At 69.6% G+C, this 21,208-nt stretch carries 18 protein-coding genes and 3 pseudogenes; 10 read left to right on the forward strand and 11 right to left on the reverse strand.

Annotated features, from left to right (window positions below):
• Positions 1–467: 467 nt before the first annotated feature.
• The 3 genes and pseudogenes from BM362_RS35530 to BM362_RS35540 all read right to left on the reverse strand — a co-directional run bounded on the left by BM362_RS35530 (position 468) and on the right by BM362_RS35540 (position 3,280).
• Positions 468–1,736: a cation:proton antiporter domain-containing protein gene (locus BM362_RS35530; RefSeq protein WP_093576131.1), complete on the reverse strand. Its 1,269-nt coding sequence runs from the start codon at positions 1,734–1,736 to the stop codon at positions 468–470.
• Between the two features lie 178 nt (positions 1,737–1,914).
• Positions 1,915–2,499 (reverse strand): annotated as a pseudogene (locus BM362_RS35535) (sigma-70 family RNA polymerase sigma factor); the annotation flags it as partial.
• Positions 2,402–3,280, reverse strand: a complete 879-nt coding sequence (locus BM362_RS35540) for a LysR family transcriptional regulator (RefSeq protein ID WP_067584690.1) — start codon at positions 3,278–3,280, stop codon at positions 2,402–2,404. The pseudogene BM362_RS35535 and the gene BM362_RS35540, both read right to left, overlap by 98 nt.
• Positions 3,281–3,392: 112 nt before the next feature.
• Here BM362_RS35540 and BM362_RS35545 point away from each other — a divergent pair, with 112 nt between their 5' ends.
• The 6 genes from BM362_RS35545 to BM362_RS35570 are packed head-to-tail and all read left to right on the forward strand — an operon-like array spanning position 3,393 to position 9,918.
• Complete coding sequence (locus tag BM362_RS35545) at positions 3,393–4,853, forward strand: aldehyde dehydrogenase family protein (RefSeq protein WP_198545418.1); 1,461 nt, start codon at positions 3,393–3,395, stop codon at positions 4,851–4,853.
• On the forward strand, positions 4,850–6,502 hold the full coding sequence (locus BM362_RS35550) for a hypothetical protein (protein ID WP_093576132.1): 1,653 nt from the start codon (positions 4,850–4,852) through the stop codon (positions 6,500–6,502). The genes BM362_RS35545 and BM362_RS35550 overlap by 4 nt, the downstream gene beginning before the upstream one ends.
• Positions 6,503–7,492, forward strand: a complete 990-nt coding sequence (locus BM362_RS35555; RefSeq protein WP_093576133.1) for a membrane dipeptidase — start codon at positions 6,503–6,505, stop codon at positions 7,490–7,492.
• Positions 7,489–8,181, forward strand: coding sequence for a hypothetical protein (locus tag BM362_RS35560; RefSeq protein WP_093576134.1), 693 nt, complete (start codon positions 7,489–7,491; stop codon positions 8,179–8,181). Before BM362_RS35555 ends, BM362_RS35560 begins: the two co-directional genes overlap by 4 nt.
• Complete coding sequence (locus BM362_RS35565) at positions 8,178–8,579, forward strand: RidA family protein (RefSeq protein WP_067584709.1); 402 nt, start codon at positions 8,178–8,180, stop codon at positions 8,577–8,579. The genes BM362_RS35560 and BM362_RS35565 overlap by 4 nt, the downstream gene beginning before the upstream one ends.
• Positions 8,569–9,918: an MFS transporter gene (locus tag BM362_RS35570; RefSeq protein WP_067584712.1), complete on the forward strand. Its 1,350-nt coding sequence runs from the start codon at positions 8,569–8,571 to the stop codon at positions 9,916–9,918. The genes BM362_RS35565 and BM362_RS35570 overlap by 11 nt, the downstream gene beginning before the upstream one ends.
• 48 nt (positions 9,919–9,966) lie before the next feature.
• Here the strand turns inward: BM362_RS35570 and BM362_RS35575 are convergent.
• From BM362_RS35575 to BM362_RS50810, 3 genes and pseudogenes are all read right to left on the reverse strand, one after another.
• Positions 9,967–10,369 (reverse strand): annotated as a pseudogene (locus tag BM362_RS35575) (fasciclin domain-containing protein); the annotation flags it as partial.
• Positions 10,370–10,383: 14 nt separating this feature from the next.
• The gene (locus BM362_RS35580; protein WP_093576135.1) at positions 10,384–10,566 is read right to left on the reverse strand and encodes a hypothetical protein; all 183 of its coding nucleotides are present in this window, start codon (positions 10,564–10,566) and stop codon (positions 10,384–10,386) included.
• 103 nt (positions 10,567–10,669) lie between these two features.
• Positions 10,670–11,306 (reverse strand): annotated as a pseudogene (locus BM362_RS50810) (molybdopterin-dependent oxidoreductase); the annotation flags it as partial.
• 270 nt (positions 11,307–11,576) lie between these two features.
• On the opposite strand from BM362_RS50810, the gene BM362_RS35590 reads away from it, so the two are divergent.
• The gene (locus BM362_RS35590; protein ID WP_143132579.1) at positions 11,577–12,824 is read left to right on the forward strand and encodes an outer membrane protein assembly factor BamB family protein; all 1,248 of its coding nucleotides are present in this window, start codon (positions 11,577–11,579) and stop codon (positions 12,822–12,824) included.
• Here the strand turns inward: BM362_RS35590 and BM362_RS35595 are convergent.
• The 4 genes from BM362_RS35595 to BM362_RS35610 all read right to left on the reverse strand — a co-directional run bounded on the left by BM362_RS35595 (position 12,814) and on the right by BM362_RS35610 (position 15,839).
• Entirely contained in the window at positions 12,814–13,308 is a 495-nt protein-coding gene (locus tag BM362_RS35595) for a DinB family protein (protein WP_067584722.1), read from the reverse strand. The genes BM362_RS35590 and BM362_RS35595 overlap by 11 nt on opposite strands.
• Positions 13,296–13,625: a tetratricopeptide repeat protein gene (locus BM362_RS35600; protein ID WP_093576137.1), complete on the reverse strand. Its 330-nt coding sequence runs from the start codon at positions 13,623–13,625 to the stop codon at positions 13,296–13,298. Before BM362_RS35600 ends, BM362_RS35595 begins: the two co-directional genes overlap by 13 nt.
• Positions 13,626–14,742: 1,117 nt before the next feature.
• The gene (locus BM362_RS35605) at positions 14,743–15,168 is read right to left on the reverse strand and encodes a HutD/Ves family protein (protein WP_067584728.1); all 426 of its coding nucleotides are present in this window, start codon (positions 15,166–15,168) and stop codon (positions 14,743–14,745) included.
• Between the two features lie 86 nt (positions 15,169–15,254).
• Entirely contained in the window at positions 15,255–15,839 is a 585-nt protein-coding gene (locus BM362_RS35610; RefSeq protein ID WP_232791757.1) for a TetR/AcrR family transcriptional regulator, read from the reverse strand.
• Positions 15,840–15,941: 102 nt separating this feature from the next.
• Between BM362_RS35610 and BM362_RS35615 the strand changes: the two genes are divergently transcribed.
• Complete coding sequence (locus tag BM362_RS35615) at positions 15,942–16,895, forward strand: hypothetical protein (protein ID WP_067584735.1); 954 nt, start codon at positions 15,942–15,944, stop codon at positions 16,893–16,895.
• A 65-nt stretch (positions 16,896–16,960) separates the two neighbouring features.
• Here BM362_RS35615 and BM362_RS35620 read toward each other — a convergent pair whose 3' ends face one another.
• Positions 16,961–17,785 (reverse strand): SAM-dependent methyltransferase, encoded by an 825-nt coding sequence (locus BM362_RS35620; protein WP_093576138.1) that lies wholly within the window; start codon positions 17,783–17,785, stop codon positions 16,961–16,963.
• Positions 17,786–18,061: 276 nt separating this feature from the next.
• Between BM362_RS35620 and BM362_RS35625 the strand changes: the two genes are divergently transcribed.
• Both BM362_RS35625 and BM362_RS35630 read left to right on the forward strand, forming a co-directional pair.
• Positions 18,062–19,099, forward strand: a complete 1,038-nt coding sequence (locus BM362_RS35625) for a M48 family metallopeptidase (RefSeq protein WP_093576139.1) — start codon at positions 18,062–18,064, stop codon at positions 19,097–19,099.
• A gap of 472 nt (positions 19,100–19,571) precedes the next feature.
• Complete coding sequence (locus BM362_RS35630) at positions 19,572–21,083, forward strand: S1 family peptidase (RefSeq protein ID WP_093576140.1); 1,512 nt, start codon at positions 19,572–19,574, stop codon at positions 21,081–21,083.
• Positions 21,084–21,208: the final 125 nt, after the last annotated feature.

Genomic DNA, 21,208 nt, shown 5'->3' on the forward strand with positions numbered 1-21,208 from the left:
GCTTCCATCCCGGGCGTTGCGTCCACAGTGCACTCCAGCTGGTCATCACCTCGGTTTCCAGCGTGCAGGCGCTGGGCGAGAGCACGCGGTGGCCCAGGCGCAGCAGAGCGAAAGCGAGTTCGGCGAGGCGGAGACTTCGCGGAGGGTGCGGACGCGGAACATCCCCGCGGTTCCGTTCAGCCAGGCATTTTCCGTGGAGCCGGCGTCCGGACGCGGCAGTATCCCGGCAGACAATTGGCTCCGGTCTCCGCGCAAGGCGGCGACGGTGTCCGATCTGGGCTTCTTTGTCGTGTGCGGGAATGACGGGCGACGACGCGCACGCTGCCGTCCGGCTCGGGGTTCGGCGAGCGTGGGTGCGGGCATGGACGGGGCCTCTGTGCGCGTCGTGCTTGACCCTTGCTCTGTCCGCGGTCACGGAACGCTACGGGCGGGCCGCCCGCGCGGAGGAGTAAGACTGTGCGTGCATCCTACCGGGATCGACGGTGTGCCCGCGAAGTCATCAGCCGGGTGATGAGCGGCGTCGAGCCGAGTCCGTGCAGGGCTACGCTGCCGAGGACGCAGACGACCGTCAGAGTCAGGACGAGGTCGCTCTCCTCGCCGGTCAGGCCGTTGATCGCCAGCAGTCCGAACACGACCGACGTCGTGCCGCGCGGGCCGAGCGCACCGACGAGGAACCGGTCCCGGTGCGGCATCCGGGTCCGGGTCAGCGACAGCATCACCGGGACGATCCGCAGGACGGTCAGCGCGAGGAGGCAGAACACGATCGGCTGCCACGCGATGCCGAAGGACACCACGACGACCGCGGCGGCGCCGACGACGAACCACATCGTCATGGTCAGGATTCCGGTGACCTCTTCGAGCAGGCGCAGGTCCTCCGACGGCCGGACGAAGTGCTCTCGGGCGTCGCTGTCCGAGGTGCGAAGGTGCCGTGCGGCGAAGGCGCGGTAGACATAGCGGAAGGCGATCCCGCTGACGAAACAGGCGACGAATCCGTTGCCGTCGATGGCGACTGTCACCGCGTAGGTCAGCAGGGGCGTCGTGAGGAGGGTGATGCGTCGTCCCTGTCCGGAAGTCCAGCCGGCACGGACGGCGAGGAACAGCAGGATGCCGATCACCGTGCCGAGGACGGCCCCGGCGACAATGGCTTTGATCGCGAACGGCAAAGCGGTCGCGAGTGCTTTCGCGGCGGTATTCGCGGTGTTGTCGCTGCGCGCGAGAATGAGCGCGAACAGGAACAGCGGCGAGACCAATCCGTCGTTGTAGCCGCTTTCGACGTTCAGCACACTGCGCACTTGCGGCGTCAAGGTTTTGTCCCGCACGACGCGTTCGGCGGCGGCGAAATCGCTCGGGACGACGATGCACGCGACGATCAGCAGCAACGGCCACGACAGTTCCGGGAAGAACGCCCAACCCGCCAGCATCGCCAGCCCGAGGCTCAGCGGCAGCGCGAGGAACAGCACTCGCGCGACCAGGCTGGGCGCGTGTCCCCACAACCGTCCGCCGCGGACCTCGGTGGCGTCGACGAAAAGCAGCATCGCGAGAATCAGTTCGGCGACGTGCTGGGCGATTTCGGTGTCGAAGACGTCGAGCAGTTTTTCCGGATTCGCGAACAACGCGGTCGCGACCCCGCACAGCACCATCAGCACGGGTGCGGCGATGTTCCACCGGTCGAGCTGTTTGGCCGCGAGCGCGCGCAGCAGAACCGCGGTCGAGAGGACCAGCAATGCGGGAATCATCGTTCGTCCGGCTCCACGGCTCTGATCGTGCCCAGCCGTCTTCGGCCGCTGACGCTCCACAGTGTACCGGCGGGGGCCCGTCAGTCCCGGCATTCCGGGTACAGGTCACGTCCACCCGGAATCGGTCGATGGCCGGACGATTCGGCGGGTTCGGCTCCCTGGCGTCGGCGAGCGCGGCGCGGGCTCGTCGCAGCGCGCTGTTGACCGCCGGCACGGTCGTCTCCAGCTGCGTGGCGACCTCGGCCGCGCTGAACTGGAGCACCGACCGGCGCACGACGACCGCTCGTTGCCGCGCCGGGAGGACCTGGGTCGCGGCGACCCACGCAAGCCGCAGTCCGGCACGGGTGCCGGCGTCGGGGAAGGGCTGCAACCACGGGATGTCCATCGCCGGTCGCAGCGGTGCGCCCGGATCGTCGCCGGCGGCGCCGAGACCGGACGGCAACGGACGCCGGGCCCGGCCTTCCAAAGCGGTCAGGCAGACGTTCGTCGCGATCCGGTACAGCCAGGTCCGGACCGAAGCGCGCGCCGGGTCGTACCGGTCGCGGGCTTTCCACGCGCGCAGCAGCGTTTCCTGCCCGAGATCCTCGGCCTCGTGGAACGGGCCGGCCATCCGGTAGCAGTAGGCGGTCAGTTCGCCGCGGTGCGGTTCGAAGTCCACCGCGTCATCATCCGGCACGCGCGACGCTGAGGAAACGGTCGACGACCGGGTTGTTCTCGTGGTCGGTGCGGGAGATCGCCGAGACGGTCGAGAACGCGCCCGCATCGGCGAGAGCCAGATAGCGCAGTCCGGGCAACTGCAAGGCGCGCAACGCGTTCGGCACGATCGCGATGCCGGTGTCGGCGGCGACGAGGCCGAGCATGGTCGGGAACTGGACCGCCTCCTGGACCACGCGAATCCGGAATCCGGCCCGCAGGCAGAGCGTCTCGATGTGGTCGTGCAGCCGCGAGACGCGCGTGCGCGGGAACGCGAGGAAGGGCTCGTCGGCCAGCTCGGCCATCTCGACGGTTTCCTTGTCCGCCAGCGGATGCGTCTCGGACACGGCCACGATCAGCCGTTCGCGGCCCAGCGGGTGCACGGTCAGTCCGGCGGCGTCGCCGACCTCGCGCGCGATGCCGACGTCGAGCTGGCCGTCGCCGAGCGCGGCGATCTGCGCGTCAGTGGTCGATTCGGTCAGTTCGAATCGGACATTGGGCCATTGCCGCCGCATCTCCAGCACGGTGGCGGGCACGATTTCCAGCGCGGCCGAGCTGACGAACCCGATTCGCAGCAGCCCGAGTTCGCCGCGTGCGGCGTGGGCGACCGCGGTGAGGGCGTGCTGACTGTCCGCGAGCACACGGCGACCTTCGGTCAGCAGCACGCGGCCCGGTTCGGTCAGTTCGACGCTGCGGGTCGTCCGCAGGAGCAGCCGCACGGACAGTTCCTTCTCCAGCTTCGCGATCTGCTGGCTGAGCGCGGGCTGGGCGAGGTGCAGCCGTTCGGCGGCGCGGCGGAAGCTGCGTTCCTCGGCGACCGCGACGAAGTAGCGAAGCTGGCGGAGTTCCACGCCGGTGATAATGGTTCCTTATCAGTGAGTAGGCAATAGATACTTCACTCTGTGTTCCGCGCGACTTAGCGTGATGGAAGACAAGCACCGTCGCGAACGTCGAGGAGCACCCGTGGATCACGCATTGTCGTTGCAGCACTTCGTAGCGGGACGGTGGGTTCCCGGCGACGGACCGGTCACGCAGAGTGTCGACCCGGCGGATCCCGCGCAGATCGTGGCCGAATACCGCACAGCCGGTCCGGAGCTGCTGGACCAGGCAGTGCGCGCGGCGGTGGCGGCGCAGCCGGAGTGGGATCGCCAGGGCACCATCGCCCGAGGTCTCGTGCTGCGGCGGGCCGCGGAACTGCTCGCCCAGCGCGCCGAATCGGTGGCCGCGCTGATGACCCGCGAGCAGGGCAAGACGCTGGCGGAGTCGCGCGGCGAGGTGGCCGCCTCGGTCGAGACGCTGCACTATCACGCGGGCCGGGCGCGCAGTGCCGACGGCGTGCTCTACCCCTCCGGCAACCCGGACGAGGTCGTGCGGACCGTGCGCCGTCCGCTGGGCGTCGTCGGCGTGATCACGCCGTGGAACTTCCCGGTGCAGATCCCGGCGTGGAAGCTCGCCCCCGCGCTGCTGTGGGGCAACTCCGTGGTGTGGAAGCCGGCCAGCGACACGGTCGCGCTGGCGGTGGCGTTCGCCGAGATCCTCGTCGAGGCCGGGGTGCCGGACGGCGTGCTCAACCTGCTGCTCGCGCCCGGTTCGCTGGGCGCGGAGCTGGTGGAGCGGCCGGAGCTGTCCGGTGTCACGTTCACCGGATCGGTGCCGGTCGGCCGCGCGATCCAGGCCGCGGTCGTGCCGCGCGGCGCGAAAGTGCAGCTCGAACTCGGCGGGCACAGCGCGGCGATCGTCCTGCCCGACGCCGACCCGGCCCAAGCCGCCGCGGCGCTGGTCACCGCGTCGATGAGCGGAACCGGGCAGAAGTGCACGGCCGCTCGCCGGATCATCGCGGTCGGGGATGCCTACGACCGGCTGGTCGCCGAGCTGTCCGCCCGGGTCAAGGGCCTCGTCGTCGGGCCGGGGACGACGCCGGGAACCGAGATCGGGCCGTTGGTGTCCGCCCGGGCGGCGGAAGAGGTCGAGGGCGCGATCCAGCAGGCGGTCGGCGAGGGCGCGACGGTGCTGGCCCGCGCGGACTGCCCGCGGGGCGGGGCGTTCGTCGCGCCGACGCTGCTGGCCGGGACGCCCGAACTGACGATCAGCCAGGAGGAAGTGTTCGGCCCGGTCGCCACCGTGCTGCGCGCCGTCGACCTGGACGAGGCGATCCGGCTCGCGAACGGCACCCGGTTCGGGCTCACCGCGGCGGTGTTCACCGACGACGAGCGCGCGGTCCGGCAGTGCCTGCGCGACCTGGACGCGGGCATCGTGAAGGTCAACGCGCCGAACACCGGGTCCGAGGTGCATGCCCCGTTCGGCGGCCTCAAAGACTCGTCGTTCCCCGCACCCCGCGAGCAGAACGGCGAATCCGCCGCGGAGTTCTTCACCTGGACCAAAACCGCGTACCTGCGGACGTCCGCGCCTCGGGAACAATCGTGACCCGGCCCGCGGACACCGCGCTCGCTCCGGCGGAACTGGGCGCTGCCCGCTACACCCGGCACAGCTTCGCGCGGTCGTTCCTCCGTCAGGCGGCGCGGGAACGCTGGGCAGTGTCCCGCACCCGGTGGGAGTTCGACGACAGCGGCCACGGCGAGGCGGTCTACCGGATCGACGCGGACGGCACTCTGCTGCACTTCGCGGTGTTTTCCACGGTACTGCGGGAAAACGAGCGTACTGACCGCGTGATCGCGAAGCGCTGGGATGTCACTGCCGCTCTGGTGGAAGGGCCGGTTCCCGACGATCGGCTGGCCGAACTGCGCCGGGAAGTGCCCCGGCAGGAAGCTGGCCGCGCCGACGCCGCGACACTGGTGTGGACCCGGGCCAACCGGAGCGAGCGATTCTTCGACTACGTGGTGGCGCAACTGGCTGCCGGTGCACAGCCGGACTGCGCCACGATGGGCGACGCCTGCTACATCCTGCGCAGTACGGCCTTCTACAGCAACGGAAAGTTCGGTCTCGCCGACTTCGACCGGCTTGCCGAAATCCCGCCGTTGCAGGTGCCCTACCGCGCGCAGATGCTGGCCGCGTGGCTGCTGCGCGAGTTCAGCTATGACCTGGTCGAACAGTGCGCCGCCTGCCGAAACCCGGCCGCGGCGAAGCTTTCCGGCGAATGGCGACGGTATCTCGGCCTCGGCAACGCGACCGGACTCGGCATGGTCCCGTTCGTGGTGAACCATCCGCACATCCTCGACGCCTGGTGCTCGGCACGGGAACTCCCGCTGGCCCATGCCCTCGACGCCGAGGCGGACGCCGGTTCGGTCCGGCGGGCGAGTGAACTGCTCGACCGGGCCCGCCGGTACTTCGCCGAACGCGACACCCTGACGACCGCGCCGTACCTGACCGGTCCCGAACTGGCTGACCGGCTCGGCGGAATCGCCTCGCTGCTCAGCGAATTCCCCGCGGGCGGCTTCCGGTGGCGGGACCTCGACGACCGAGCCGCGGAGTTCGGCGCCGAGGCCCGGGCCGTGCTGCACACCGTCCTGGTCGAACTGGACGACTCGCTCGACGCGGAGATCGAGCACCTGCTGACCTGTGACCAACGCCGGCGAGTCGACCTCGCGCAGACCTGCGGCGAGCTGCGCGACCTGCTCGCCGACCGGTACGACTGGACCCGCGAGTTCGACTTCACCGATCCGAACGAACAGGCGAGGTTCTGGTTCTCCGCAGAGGACAACGAAGAACCCCGGCGCGGCAACCGCGGCCAGGACCCGGGCGAATCGATGGAGCACCCGATCGACGTCGCCCGCGCCGTGCACGCCCTCCGGCACGACCTGGCCGCCGCGGACGCGGGCCGATCGGTGGCGGAGTTCCTGCTCGAATTCCCGTGGCATCGCGGAATTGTCGCGCGCGTGCAGTCTGTCGCCGGGCTCCGTTACGGCGAGGTCCGCGCGAACCTGCTCGCCGGCGATTTCCTTCCGCTGCACCTGCAGCGATTCCAGCTCGCCCTTTACGGCATGGAGAACTACAGCCCGCAGTCGACCGACTGGTTGCGCGTCACGCTGTTCTCCGGCGCGCCCCGGGCGCGCGACGTCGAGTCCGGAGCGGACGACGACTGGCTGTTCACCCGCAAGCCCGGAAAGGAGTCCTGAGTGGACCCCCTGGAGCACGGCGACCTCACTGTCGTCGACGGACTGCAGATCAACAACTGGGACCGCAAAGTCCTGGAGGAACTGAAAGCGGGCGGCGTCACCGGCGTGAACGCGACCTGCGCGGTCTGGGAAGGCCCGCAGGAAACGCTGCGCGCGGTCGCGGATTGGTACGAACTCGCGCGGGACAACGCCGATCTGGTCGTCCTCGCCGAGAACGCCGATGACATCCGGCAGGCGAAACGCGACGGCAGGCTGGCGGTGCTGCTCGGCTTCCAGAACTCCTCGCCCTTCGGCGACGACTACCGGATGGTCGAGGTCTTCCACCGCCTCGGCGTGCGCATCGCGCAGCTGACCTACAACATCCAGAACCTCGTCGGCGGTGCCTGCTACGACGACCACGATTCCGGGCTCACCGCGTACGGCCGCTTCATCGTCGCGGAAATGAACCGCGTCGGGATGCTGGTCGACCTGTCGCACGTCGGGAACCGCACGAGCCGCGACGCGATCGACGCCTCGGCCGGACCGGTCGCGATCACGCACGCGAACCCGCTGTCCTTCGCGGATTCGCCGCGCAACAAGCCGGACGACGTCATCGACGCCCTCGCCGCGCGCGGCGGGGTGCTCGGCTGTTGCTTGTACCCCAACGTGATCGGCGGCGAGAAGACGACGCGGCGGCAGTTCTGCGAGATGGTCGCGGGACTGGTCGAGCGGATCGGGCCGGACCACGTAGCGCTGGGCAGCGACTGCACGCGCAACTGGTCGCAGGACTACGTCGCGTGGCTCCGCAACGGCCGGTGGCGGCCCGCGTCCGCGGTTCCGGTGGAGCCGCAGTGGCCGGTGTGGCCGACCTGGTTCGGCGGTCCGGCCGACTTCCCGGTCCTCACCGAGGGATTGCTGGAAGTGGGCCTGGACGAAACCGTCGTGGCGCAGGTGCTGGGCGGCAACTGGCTCCGGCTGTTCGACACGGTGTTCCCCGGAGCCGGACAATGACCGCGGCGAGGGCCGAGCGTGTCGCGGCGGCCGAAACCGTGCGCACCCGGGTGTCCGTGCGGGAGATCCACGAGGTTTCGCTCCGTGCCTTGCGGGCGTCGGGGCTGAGCAGCGGCGAGGCGGAGTACCTGGCTGAAGTCATCGCGTCCGCCGAGGTGCACGAGGGTGCCGGGCTCGACGCCTTGGCCACCGAAACAGCCCGGATCCCGGCCGGACGGGTCGGTCTCAGGCTGGAACATTGCGACGGGTACGCGGTGGCGCACGACCCGGCTTCGCGCGGTCCGCTGCAGGCGTTCGTGCCCGCCTGCGAAACGGCCGCCGTGGTGGGCACGGTGGTCGTGCCGGGAATGACTGGCAGTCCGGTGCTGGATTGGGCTGCGTTGGACATCGCCGAACGATCCGGCCGGGTCCTGTCCCTTTCGGATGGCGGGGAACGCACGGTCGTCACTCCGAGCGGGGACCTGCTGAGGCTGCCCGCCGCCGCGGAACCGCGTCCACCGGTCGTGGGGTTGGTGATCCGCCCGCTGCGCGAGGTTCCGGACGGACCGGTGATTTCCACTGCGGCGGAACGGAAACAGCGGCATCGCGAAGCGGTCGCCCATGGTGTGTCCGTGAAAACTCCACTGTGGACTCTCGCGTACTCGATCGCGTGCGGGTTCCTGATTCCGGACCACCGGGAGGGCCGATGACTTCGCGAGAGCTGGTAGCGCATCCGCACGGACCGCGTCCCTACGCCGGTGCCGCCGTTTTCGGCGGGGTGATCTGGGCGTGCGGGCAGGTCCCGGCCCGGCGGGACGGCAGCGTCCCGGAAGAAATCGACGAGCAGGTGCGGGTCGCCCTCGACAACCTTGAGGACACCCTGCGGGCCGCGGGAGGGAGCCTGCGCACGCTGCTCAAACTGACGGTGTTCCTCGCCGACCTCGGCGAGTTCGACGCCTACCACCAGGCCTACCTCGACCGATTCGCCGGCATCGACCTGCCGCCGCGGACCACGGTCCAGGTCGCCGGGTTCCGGGGGACGAAACGCATCGAGATCGACGCCGTGGCGGCGGTCGGCAGCGAGGAGACCAACCGACATGAAGACTGACCGCGCACCGGACACCGCGGGCTCTGTTGTCCGCGCAACCCTGGATTCGGCCCGGCTCAACGGGTTTCACCGCAAGCTCGCGCTGTACTCTTCCGGCGGGCCGTTCCTGGACGGCTACATCCTCAGCATCATCGGCATCGCGCTGGTGCAGATCGGCCCGCAGTGGCGGATGGACTCGCTGTGGTCCGGCCTGATCGGCGCGTCCGCGCTGGTCGGCGTGTTCATCGGGGGAGCGGTGTTCGGCCCGCTCACCGACCGGATCGGCCGGAAACTGATGTACACGATCGACCTGATCGCGATCATCGTGTGCTCGGTGCTGCAGTTCTTCGTCGCCGACGCCGCGCAATTGTTCGTGCTGCGGCTGCTGATCGGCGTCGCGGTGGGCGCGGACTATCCCATCGCGACCGCGCTGGTCACCGAATTCGCGCCGAAAGCGTGGCGGGCGCGGCTGGTCGGCGGGCTGAACGCGATGTGGTTCGTCGGCGCGACGGTCGCCGCGTTCGTCGGGTTCTTCCTGCTGAACGTGGACCAGGGCTGGAAGTGGATGCTGCTGTCCTCGGCGGTGCCCGCGCTGCTGATCGTGATCGCCCGCACCAGCATTCCGGAATCGCCGCGCTGGCTGCACAGCAAGGGCCGCGACGCCGAAGCGCTGGAGGTTTTGCGCACGACGATCGGCGAGCACGCGACGCTGGACGACCTGCCGGAAGCCGAAACCAAAACCCCGATGTCCGCGTTGTGGCGCCGCGGATATCTCAAGCGGGTCGTGTTCATCTCGATTTTCTGGACGTGCACGGTCGTCCCGCTGTTCGCGATCTACGCCTTCGGGCCGCAGATCCTCGAACTGTTCAACCTCGGCGGCGGCAACCTGTCGCACCTCGGCTACGGCCTGATCAATTTCTTCTTCTTCGTCGGCAATATCGCCGCGCTGCTGCTGGTGGACCGGCTCGGCCGCCGTCCCGTCCTGATCTGGGGCTTCGCGATTTCCGCGGCCGGACTGTTCTACCTCGGCCTGCAACCGGGTGCCGCGCTGTGGCTGATCGCGCTCGCCTTCGCGGTGTACGCGGTGTTCAACGGCGGACCGTCCATTCTGGAATGGATCTATCCGAACGAGCTGTTCCCGACCGAGGTCCGCGCGTCGGCGGTGGGACTGTGCACCGGGATCAGCCGGATCGGCGCGGCTGTCGGCACCTTCGCGACGCCGTGGTCGCTCACCAATCTCGGATTGTCGGCCACGATGTACATCGCCGCCGGGATCGCCGCGCTGGGCGCGATCGTGAGCGCCTTGATGGCCCCGGAGACCAAGAACGTCGATCTGCACGTGGCTTCTTCGCTCAGCTGAGCGGGAAACCGGGCCCGGCGCTGGGGAGGCGCGCCGGGCCCGGTGGCTTCAGTTCTTGTTGGTTCCGGGGGTGAGCACCTTGTCGATGACGAAGACGGTGGCGTTCTCGGTCGGGATGTTGCCGCAGAGGATCTTCGCGCCGTTGACCGTCATGGTGTCGCCGGAACCCTCGATCTTCAGCGGGCCGCCCGCGCTGTTCAGCGAGGTGACGGCACCCGGCCTGTGCGAGGCCCTTGGCGGCGACGTGGTACTGCCGGATCGGCGCGAGCTGGTTCGGGTTGGCCGCCAGTTCCTTGAACTTCGCGTCGCCGAGCGCGGTGAACGCCGGGTCGGCCGGGGCGAAGACGGTGATGGCCTGCTGGCTGTCGAGCGTGTCGACCAGATTGGTGGCCTTGACCGCCGCGACCAGCTTCGTGAGCAGCGGGCCCATCGAGTCGAGCGAACCCGGCGCGAGGCGAAGGGTCTTCACGGCAGTTCTCCGTTCACAGTGGATTGTTCGGCGGGGATTCGGCGCCGGGCCGGAGCCGGATTGGCCAGGAAGCGATAAAAGTCGTGGAATGCCATCCGGTCGCCCCGCCGGGCTTCGATCCGGACGCAGCCGGATTTGTCGGCCGTGCGCACGAAAACCTGATGGGCGCCGGGCTTCACGGAAATCTGGATCCATCACCTCGCCGGGTATTCCGGTTCACCTCGGCGCGCAAGGTCGTCGGCTGCCGGGCCCCGCAGGCGATCCGCACCGGGCTTCCGCCAGCAGATCGACGCCGATGAAGTTCGAAGTGGACACGCACGTCATCGTCACCGTGCGCTCGACCAGCGGCCGGTAGCGGTACCGGATTTCCCGTTCGGCCATCCCGCGGATCCGCGGGCTCCAGTCCTCGGTGCGCACCTGCGGAACCGACAACGCGGTGTCGACGCGATAGAAGTTCCGGTTGGGCGTGCGGAACGCCGGGATCCCGAGCTTGGCGAAATCCGCGTCAGGGAATGGACGGAGCCGAAACCGCGGGCAGGAGCGGTCCGACCGCCTCCCGGGATGCAGTGGCCTCTCGCGTTACGCTGATCGCCTGTCCGGCACAGCCGAGCACTCCGGCACCGACGCTGCCGACCGGCGCGACGAGTCTGTCGCCTGCTGTTGTGCCGCGATTCGGTGCAGCAGCGGGAAAACCGCGACTCCGGCTACGAGGCTGGCCAGCGGAGCCGGCAACGCGACTGCGGTCAGATCCGGCCGCGCGGCCACCGCGACCCCGCCGATCAGTCCAAACGCGACAATGATCGCGACACCCGGCCACGGCTTCCGTCGAGACAGCAACCCGGACGGCTTTGCCGCAGGCGCCGAAGGCCCGCACCGCGAAGTCTTTCAGCGGCAGCGGCGTCAAGTCGATGGCTCCGTGGACGGGAGGTCACACCGGGCATTCGCAGCCGGACCGAGCGCGGATGGGTGGGCGTCCGTCACTCGTCCGAGTACCCGCGCGGGCCCGCGACACCTTTTTCGCCGGATTTGCGCGAACTCGTGCGCATGCGGCCGTTCTGTCGGCTAAGTTCCCGGACGACTCCGAATGGAGCAGTGATTCGGGAGAATGGGGACACCGATGCGGCGAACGTTGATCACTGCGGCCTGCCTGGGGGTGCTGGCAGCCACGGCCGCGTGCGGAGGCGGGTCCGTGCCGACTCTGCCCACCGGCCAGGCCGGACCGGCCGGCCAGCCGCCCGCGTCCTCCGCCGAGCCCGAAGCGGTCACCGCTGATCCGCCGTTGGCGTTCGACACCGGCAAGGGTGTTTCGCTGCCCCGCACGGCGCTGCAGGCCACCATGGGCGGCTCGGTGACGTCGAAGTTCATGACGCTGCGCGACCGCACCGGTTACCTCATCGCCCCCGAATCGCTGAGCGCGGTCGACGTCCTCACCGGCCGCGAGAAGTGGAACACCAAGATCGAGGGCCCGGCCGCCGACCCGAACGCGCACCAGGGGCCGTTCGTCGAGCAGAGCGGGCCGCGTCCGCCGCTCGTCACCGACCGGCTCGCCGTCGGAGCCGTCCCGCTGCGGATGCCCGAGCAGGGCACGACACCGGGCTATGTCGCGCTCGCGGTCATCGCGGTGAACCCGGAAACCGGGGCGAAGGCCTGGCAGACGAACGCGAAGGTCGCCGACGACCAGTACGGGATCACCGGCGACCGTTCCGTCACGCAGGTCGTCGCGGCCACCGACAAGGCGGTCGTGGCCAGCTTCGCGCAGTCGGACCACACCCTGACTGTCGCCTTGGATCCGGCGACCGGGAAGCAGCTGTGGGAGCGCAAGGACTACGTCGCGGGCAGCCTGAACGGCGAGGTCGTGGTGGGAGTCGACTCCACTGTGGCCGAGAATTCTTCGATGGTCCAGGCGACCGCGCTCGACGTCGCCACCGGCCAGCAGAAGTGGGTCGCCGCCGCCAAATCGAGCGCGGTCGAGATCCTGCCCGCCGATCCCGCGATGGTGGTCCTGAAGGCCACCGAGTACAGCAGCGGCCACGCCTTCCTGAAGTTCCTCGACGCGTCGACCGGCACGGAGAAGTTCTCGGTGGAGGGGACCCGGAACCTGGGCCCCGACTCGTACGGCGACTGCCTGTACGACGAGCAGTCGGTGCTCGCCTGCACCGACTCCGGCGTGCTGACCGCGTACGACGCGAAGGCCGGGACCACACTGTGGAGCCTGCCCGACCAGGCCGCGAACCGTGTCCCGCCGGGCGGCCTGACCGTCGCCTGGCACGGCGCGCTGTACGGCTACACCAACGGAAAGCAGCCGATCGTCCTCGACGCCAAAACCGGCAAGGACCTGTCCACCGAAGTGGGCTTCGTGCCGGACTGGGTCAGCAAGTACGCCGCGGCAGGCGTTGACAAGGACGGCTCGCCCAAGGCTTATCCGGTCAAGAAGTAGCCGGTGCCCCGTCCTCCGCGAGGATCTGCTCGCGGAGGATGTCCGCGTGCCCGCAGTGCTGCGCGAGTTCCCGCAGAACGTGCAGATAGACGAACCGCAGCGGCAAGGGGCCGCGCCGGTTGCCGGGCAGGATGTCGGTCAGTTCGAGCGACGCGGTGGCCTGCCGCGCGGCTTCGCATGCCTCGCGGTGCGCCTGCTGAATGGACGCGATGGTGTCGTCATCGGTGAGGGCAAACGATTCGTCCGGCGTCTCCGGGATCCCGATCTCGGCGCGCGAACGACCGGTGACGGCTTCGTCGAACCAGACCTTCTCCACGAAGGTCACGTGTTTGACCAGGCCGAGCAGCGTGGTCTTCGACGGCACGAGCGACCGGCGGGCCTGCTCCTCGGTGAGTCCGTCGAGGCAGTGCTGAAGCGCCTCGCGGTGCTCGTCGACGAAGTATTCGAGCTGGTCCTTGGCGTGGTTGCCGATCACTGATTCCATGGGCACGGGTCCAGCTTGCCGCATCGTGGCCCGCTGCGGGAGCGAAGCCCGGAGCCGAGCCGGGCCGGCGCGGTTTCCACTGCGTTGACCTCCGCGAACCGGCCCTGTGCACGGAACAAGTCGAGCGTCAGCTGCCACACCGCGCGTGCCTTGCCGGAGTCGCCCGTCTCGCGGTGGGGGTGGCCGAGGTGTTCGAGGGTGTCGGCTTCCAAATAGGTGTTGCCGGACTCCCGGTACAGCACGAGCGCTTCGCGGTGGTGCTCGATGGCGTCGGTGTGATGGGCGATGTGCGCGAGGCTGTCGAGGACGTCGGCCACCGCCGGATGGTTCGCCGTCCGGTAAAGCTGGAGTGCGCGTTCGCAGTGCGGCCGGGCCTGCGCCCGCGGAGCCCGGCACGACGACGCCCTCGGCCATCTCGCCGGAGCCCTGAATCTGGTCAACCGCGGCGAGAACCTGCGCGTCCGGGCTCGCGCCGAACACGGTCACCGCTCCCGCGGTGTGCTCGCGGCCGGGAGCCCGCGTTTTCGCCAGCGGTGAACGAGACGGCCCGGACAACGATTTCCTTTCCGTATCGCCGTCCTGTTTGCCGCGCGCCCGGCCGCTGACAGTCCTCGGTGGACAGTCGAGCACGGGTGCCGGGCATCCCTCCCGGAACCTCGCCGGGATACTGGTGCGCGGAAACCGGCAAGCAGCGAAAGGGGCTCGACGGTGGCGCGGCGCGGATCGGCGGAGCAAACGAAAACGTGCTGGAAAGCCGGTGCGGCCGCCGAATCCGGACGGATCGGGTGAACCGCCGCCGCATGCCGTGACTGCCGCGCTTGCCGCGGCGTCCGGCCACGACCGCGGACGAGCAGATCAGGTTCACCGGCGCGTTCGCGGCCGCGCTGACTCGCGCGATCGGATCGATGCCCGCGCTGTACGTGGTCCTCGCGCTCGTCGCCGCGGCCTGGGGTCCGCTGCGCGCGGTCGACCGCCGTTCGGTGCAGACCTACGAAAACGCCGAGGCCGTCTTCGAACAGATCGCGGACCTGCAGCGGCATCTCGACCAGCACGACCGGACGCTCAGCCGCGGCGTGAGCCTGCTGGAGTCGAGCCCGCATCCGTGGATCCAGCAGCACCGGCCGCCGCAGGCGCTCGACCCAGGCGGTGAGCGTCAACAGCCGGATCGCGGCCAGGCTGACGCAGCGGCTTGGCGGCATGGGGGCGTTCTACCCGGCGGCCGGGACGCAGGTGGTGTGGACGGGACTGGCCGTGCTCGGTGTGCAGCGGCTGGACCCGTACTCGTTCGCGTTCATGACCTTCCTGTCCACGCTGGTCCAGCTGGGCTTCATGATCGTGACCATGGTCGGCCAGGCCGGCGAGCGGCCCTTCCTCGGGCGGCGACGCGATCCTGCGCGAATGCCGCCGGATGAAGGCGCGGCTGGAGGCGCGGGATCATGCCAGCGCGGTGAGGAAAACATCGGCGATTTGCTCGCCGAGGTCGACCGACGCGACCGCTCCGTCCCCGCCGTTCTCCGCGGGGGAGCGAAGGACGACCTCCGCCCGGTACAGCCCGCGCCGGGTCATCACGTTGAGGGCCCGGGTCGGCTGGTCCAGGGTCGCCCGCACGGTGTCTTCCCCGGCGAACCGGATCTGGTCGCCGCGCTCGAGGTCGGTGACGGTCCCGTTGACGGTCAGCCGGAGCGGCCCGAGAGCGGTGAAAAGCCGGTCGATTCCCGGGAAAGACGAGAACGGCGCGTCTTCGAGCAGGTCCGCGACGCTGATCCGCCACCGGGACGGATCGGCGTCGGCGGCGAGTTCCCGGGTGGTGCCTGCTCCGTTGCGCCAGGGGACCGGGGCGGCTTCGGACGGGATGAGCATCAGAGCATCACACTCGTTCTCCGCGGCAGACGCAAACCCGGCCGAGAGAGAGAAGCCGCCCGGCACGTCTCGTCGGCAGGCGGGGTTCACCGCGGAAACAGCGTGCGGACCGCGTCCGGGAATCCGCTTACTCCGTCCGGTCCGGACAGCGCCAGGTTGAAGAGAAACCCGGGCAGGAGCGCCAAAATCGCCTGCGCGAGAGCCTCGGCCGGTGCGCCGGCCCAGATCCCGCTCTCCTGCCGGCCGCGCACGAGGCCGGCCACCTCGGCACTCATCTCGGCCGACGCGGCGGCGAGGCGCTCGGCGAGTTCCGGGTTGCGCTGGGCTTCCGACCAGACCAGCACCGCCATGCTCGCCAGTTCCCGGTCGCGGTGCAGGCCGGTCACGGCCTCCAGCAGTTCCGCCATCACCTCGCCGACACCGTGCTCGCCGCCGCCGCCGCGGGCAAGGGCAGCGCGCAGCACGCCGGTGACGTCGTCGAGGTTCTGCGCGGCGACCGCGACGATCATGTCCTCCTTCTTCGGGAAGTACCGGTAAACCGCGCCCGCGGACTTGCCTGCCTCGGTGAAGACGTCCTGCATCGACGTGCGGTGGAACCCGTCGCGGAGGAAACAGCGGCGCGCGGCCGCCAGGATTTCGCCCCGCTGGTCGTCCTTGTACTGCTGGCTCACCCTCGGCAACGTCCGCTCCTCGCCTTGACACCCGGCTCGGGGGCAGCCTAGCGTAGAAGAAAAGCGGATGTCCGTCCTCTTTTAATGTCAGGAGAGCCCGCCATGCCGATGACCCCCGTCCCGGACGTCACGCTGACCCCGGTCGCGTCCTTCCCGGAAAAGTACTTCCCGGAAAACCTCGCCGTCCGTTCCGACGGTTCGGTGCTGGTCACCGTCCTCCTGCAGCGGGAGCTGTGGATCGTGCCGGAGCCGCGGCGTCCCGTTCTGGTGCATCGCTTCGACCATCCCGTGACGGGGATCGTCGAGGTCCGGCCGGACGTCTTCGTGCTCAGCCTGACCGAGGGGTACACCACCCACGAATCGCATCTGGTCCGGCTCGACCTCACCGGCTGGACGCCCGGCGAACCGGTCGCCCCGGAGATCGTCTTCACCTTCGACGACCGGGTGCGCGCACTCAACGGCAGCTGCCTGCTCGGCCGCGGGGTACTGGCCGTCGCCGACTGCTTCGCCGGGCTGATCTGGCGCGTCGACCTCGATGCCGGCGCGCGCGGGGCACAGGCCCGGATCTGGCTGGCCCACGACACCATGGCCGACGACCCGGACGCCGAGATCGCCCCGCCGCGACAGCCGGGCGTCAACGGCGTCCGGTACAGCGCGCGGACCGGATACCTTTACTACACGTCCACCGCGCAGAAAGTCTTCATGCGAGTGCCGGTCGACCCCGCGACGCTCGACCCGGCCGGTGGCGCGGAATTCGTCGCCGCGATCGACAACGCCGACGACTTCGTCCTCGACGAGGAGGCCGGGTTCGCTTACGTCACCAGGCATCGCGCCAACACGCTCGACCGAGTGCCGCTCATTCCGCGGCACGGCAGCGAAGTCCGGCACGTCGCGGGCGAGCCGTTCGACGAACGCCTGGTCGGGCCGTCCAGCGCCGCCTGGGTTCCGGGGCAGGAAGGCCGAGCCTTCTACGTGACCACGGACGGCGGCACCACCGCCCCGCCGGACGGGCTCCTTCGCAACGCCATGCTGCTGCGGGCTGAGCTGCGTCCGTGAGGCGCTTGAGGGGATGACGACCGCAGGCCTTGGCCGGGAAGGGTTTCGCGGTGCTTCCGCGCGGATCAAGGCTTGCGCGCGACCCCGGCCAGCATCGCTGCCTCGCTCGGATCCGCGAAGTCGACTACTGGTGTGTTGAGCCCGCTTTCCTCGGGATGCCAGGCGGCAGTCCACGTGACGCCCGGGTCCAGCAACTCGAAATCGCCGAACAGCGCGCGGATTTCCACGTTCGAGCGCAGCACGTGCTTGCTCACATTGGTGTCGTACAACTGGATCACCGCACGCAACTGCCTGGCGATGTCCTCCGGCAATCCTTCGTGGGTGATCTGCGACAGCACCAGGTACGAGCCCGGAGGCAGCATTTCCCGGTACCGCGCGATGGCCTCCGGCCCGAGGTCGCGCCCGTCCGGGCCGGGCTGCTGGATGTGCAGGACCGCGGTGACCAGCAGGGCCAGCGGCCGGCCGGGATCGAGGACGCCGGTGTCCGCGACGGAGTGCCACAGTTCGTCCGGTTCGCGAAGATCGCCCTGGATCACCGCGTGGCGTTCGGGATCCCCGTGGCGTTCCAGCAGGATCCGGGCATGCGCGACCGCGACGGGTTCGCGGTCGATGTAGACGACACGGGAGTCCGGCGCGACCTCGTCGGCGATCTGGTGCACGTTGCCCATCGTCGGGACGCCGGAACCGATGTCGACGAACTGGCGCACGCCCAGTCCCACGAGATGCCGCACCGCGCGGTGCAGAAACGCGCGGTTGGCTCGGGCGCAGTACATCCCGGCCGGAAACGCGGAAAGGACCATCTTGCCGAACTCGCGGTCGATGGCCCAGTTGGCCGTACCGCCGAGATACCAGTCGTAAACGCGCGCCACGCTGGGCCGGTCGAGGTCCACGCCCGGGATGGGCTCTTCAGGTCCGTGCGCCACGCCGCCTCCCCCGCAGTCGTGACCAATCGTATCCAATCCAGCCGATCCCGCCGGACGGGCACGGCGGCGGCGACCGCCTGCCGGGTGCGCGGTGGCAAGCACCGTGCTCGGGCAGTGGTCCGGACACCAGGGTTCTCGCTTGCTTGATCCGCCACGTTTCCGTTAATGGGCAACGGAACCGTCGATGCTCAGTGCCGAGGAATCCTTGAGTAGGCTGCTGCCAACGACTTCATTGGGGGAGCGATGACCGACGAAATCGAGCCTGCGCACCGGACCGCCGTCCGTTTTCCGGGAATCAGCCCGAGAGCCTACGAGCATCCGGTGGATCGCGGCGCGCTCGCCACCCTGCGCGCGGTGCCGGGATTCGCCCAGGTGATCAAGGCCGTCTCCGGCTTCTACAACGAACGCGGCGAACGGCTGATGGCGCTGGCGTCGTCAATCCGCGTCGGACCGCGGCAGTACCCCGAACTCGACCGCCTGCGTCACGAATGCGCCGAGACGCTCGATCTTCCCGTCGTGCCGAACCTGTTCGTCTACCAGGACCCGCGGCTGCAAGCGTCCGCCCTCGGCATGGACGAGCCGTTCATCCGGATCAGCACCGCGCTCATCGGCCAGATGAGCCACGAATCGCTGCGGTTCGCCATCGGCCACGAAATGGGGCACGTGCTGTCCGGGCACGCGGTCTACCGCACGATCATGGTGCGCCTGATCAACCTCCAGATGTCGATGTCCTGGACACCGGTCAGCGCACTCGGCATCCGGGCGATCATCGCGGCGCTGAGCGAGTGGTACCGCAAAGCCGAACTGTCCTGCGACCGCGCCGGCCTGCTCTGCGGCCAGGACCCGACCGCCGCGCTGCGCGCGCAAATCCAGCTCGCCGGCGGCGTCGACCCGTCCCGCATCGACATCCCGTCCTTCCTGCGGCAGGGCGCGGAATACGAGTCGGGCGAAGACATCCGGGACAGCCTGCTGAAGCTGAAGTACGTCGAGACCGAAACCCACCCGTTCGCCGTGGTCCGGGCGACGCAACTGCAGAAATGGGCCGCGTCCGAGGGCTATCGGGCAATCCTGACCGGCGACTACCCGCGCCGGGACGACGACGCGCCGGCCGCGGACTGGAAGGACGACCTGAAGTCCGCGGCGAAGTCGTACAAGGATTCCTGGACGGCCTCGGCTGATCCGCTGACGAAGGTCTTCACCGAGGTCGGGGAGACGGTCGCGGATACCGCGAGCAAGGTGTGGGCCAAGTTCGGCGGGAGTTCGGAGAACGGCAACGCCTGAGGTTGCCCTCGTGCGGAAATGCGAAACCCGGGAAAAGCCGCGGCGAACTAACTGACAATTCTTGTCCGCGCGGATGGCGGCTGAGCGTCGCATCCTAACCGGATGCGCAGAGCTGGCGGAATGTGGTGTACGTCACCGCACGCCGCGGTAATGGCGGCACGGTGTACGCGATGGTATTTGCGGCGCACCAGCAGATCGGGTGCGCTGACAGGCGGGGGAGGGGCATGCGGCAAAAGGGGGAGCGAGTTCTCGTGCTGCGGTGGATTCGTCGGCGTGAATTCGACGGGTGTCGCCGGAGGCATTCGCTGTCCCGATGACTGGGATCGCGGAAATGCGGGCGAGCACGGCGTCAGCCCATTCGGCGGGTATCTCCGGAGCGCATCCACTGAATTCATCGTCGGCCCAGCTGGCCCGGCCAGCCTGAAATGCGTTGGCCTGAACCGCTTAGGCGTACTGAACGAAGGGTTTCTTGATGGGAGTCAACCGGAAAGCCGCGCGCTTGGCCGGCTGCGTCGCCGGGGTGACCGCCGCGGGACTGCTGGCCGCCGCGTCGCCGGCGAGCGCGGTGGCCGGGGGCGCGCCGGTCACCGGTGCGGCGGCGTCCGCGCTGGTCCGGCTCGCGATCGGGGGCGACGCGACCAGCGGCGGCCACGCCTGCACGGGAACCCTGGTTTCCTCGCAATGGGTTCTGACGACCGCGTCGTGCCTGACCGGCAAGACCGGCGCGCAGGCCGGCGACGGGCTGGTCGACGGCGCGCCGCCTGCCGTCGCGGTAAATGCCGCGGTGACCGAGACCGGTAAGCCGACCCGGCAGATCGCCGTGGACCGAGTGGCGCCGCGGACCGACCGCGACGTCGTGCTGCTGCGGCTGGTCGCGCCGGTTCTCGGGGCCAGCCCGGGGACTCTCGCTGCCACGCCGCCGCCGTCGAGCGGGCAGGTGACGGTGGCCGGATTCGGCCGCACGGCGACCGAATGGATCCCGGACGTTCCGCAGTCGGCTCCGCTGACCGTCGCGCCCGGTGCACCGGATCACGGTCTGGCCCTTGAAGCGACCGGCACGAGCGGCGTGTGCCGCGGCGATGCCGGTGCGCCGGTGTTCACTGCCGACGGCCGGATCACCGGCGTGGTCACCGGTTCGTACCAGCACAACTGCCTCGGCGAGACCGCGACCAACCCGGCAGTGAGCGCCGTCCGGGTGGACGACCTCGGCGAGTGGGTCACGGCGCACACCGTCACCGGACACCACGGCCTGTACCGAATCGACGCCAACGGCGCGGTTCTGGGCTACTCCGGCACCGGCAGCGCCTGGACGACCCTGGGTACCGGGTTCGACCGGGTCTACGCCGGCGAAAGCGCGCTGGTCGCGACTCGCGCCGACACCCACGACGTCTACCGCTACATCGGGACCCCCGGCCAGTGGGCGAAGATCGGCGGCCCGGGCGACGGGTTCGTGGTCAACGCCGACGGCGTCTACGGCTACAACGGCGGCGGTGTCCTGCGCTGGACCGGCACCGGCTGGGAAACGGTCGGGCCCGCCGGGACCGCGTTCTACGCCGCCGGCCATCTGCTCGCCCGGACCGTGCCCGGCACCGGCGATCTCTCCCTGATGACCGCGCCCGGCACCTGGGTCAAGATCGGCACCTCCGGCACCGGTTTCGCGATCAACGACGACGGCATCTACGGGGCCAACGGCGGCGGTGTGTACCACTGGACCGGCACCGGCAGCACCTGGGCCAGCGTCGGCAAGGCGCAGAGCGCGCTGTACGCGGGCGCGCACACGCTGCTCGGCATCGAACCGGCCACCAAGGACGTCAACCTGCTGACCGGCACCGGCTGGTCCCGGATCGGCGGCTCCGGCGACTCGTTCGCGGCCAATGCCGACGGCGTCTACGGCGTCAACAGCGGCGGCATCTACCGCTGGAGTGCCGCCTCCGGCAGCTGGGCGTCGATCGGCCCGGCTACCCGGGCCCTCGCCACCGACTGATCCTGAGCCTCGGCCGTGAAGGGCCCCTTGCGGGAATCGAACTCCCCCAAGGGGCCCTCCACCTCCAGCGGTCCTCCGCCCGGTCGTCAGTTCTTGCGGCCCCTCGCGCCGGTGGGAGGATCGAC

The sequence above is a fragment of the Amycolatopsis rubida genome (assembly GCF_900115345.1).
GTDB lineage: Bacteria > Actinomycetota > Actinomycetes > Mycobacteriales > Pseudonocardiaceae > Amycolatopsis > Amycolatopsis rubida.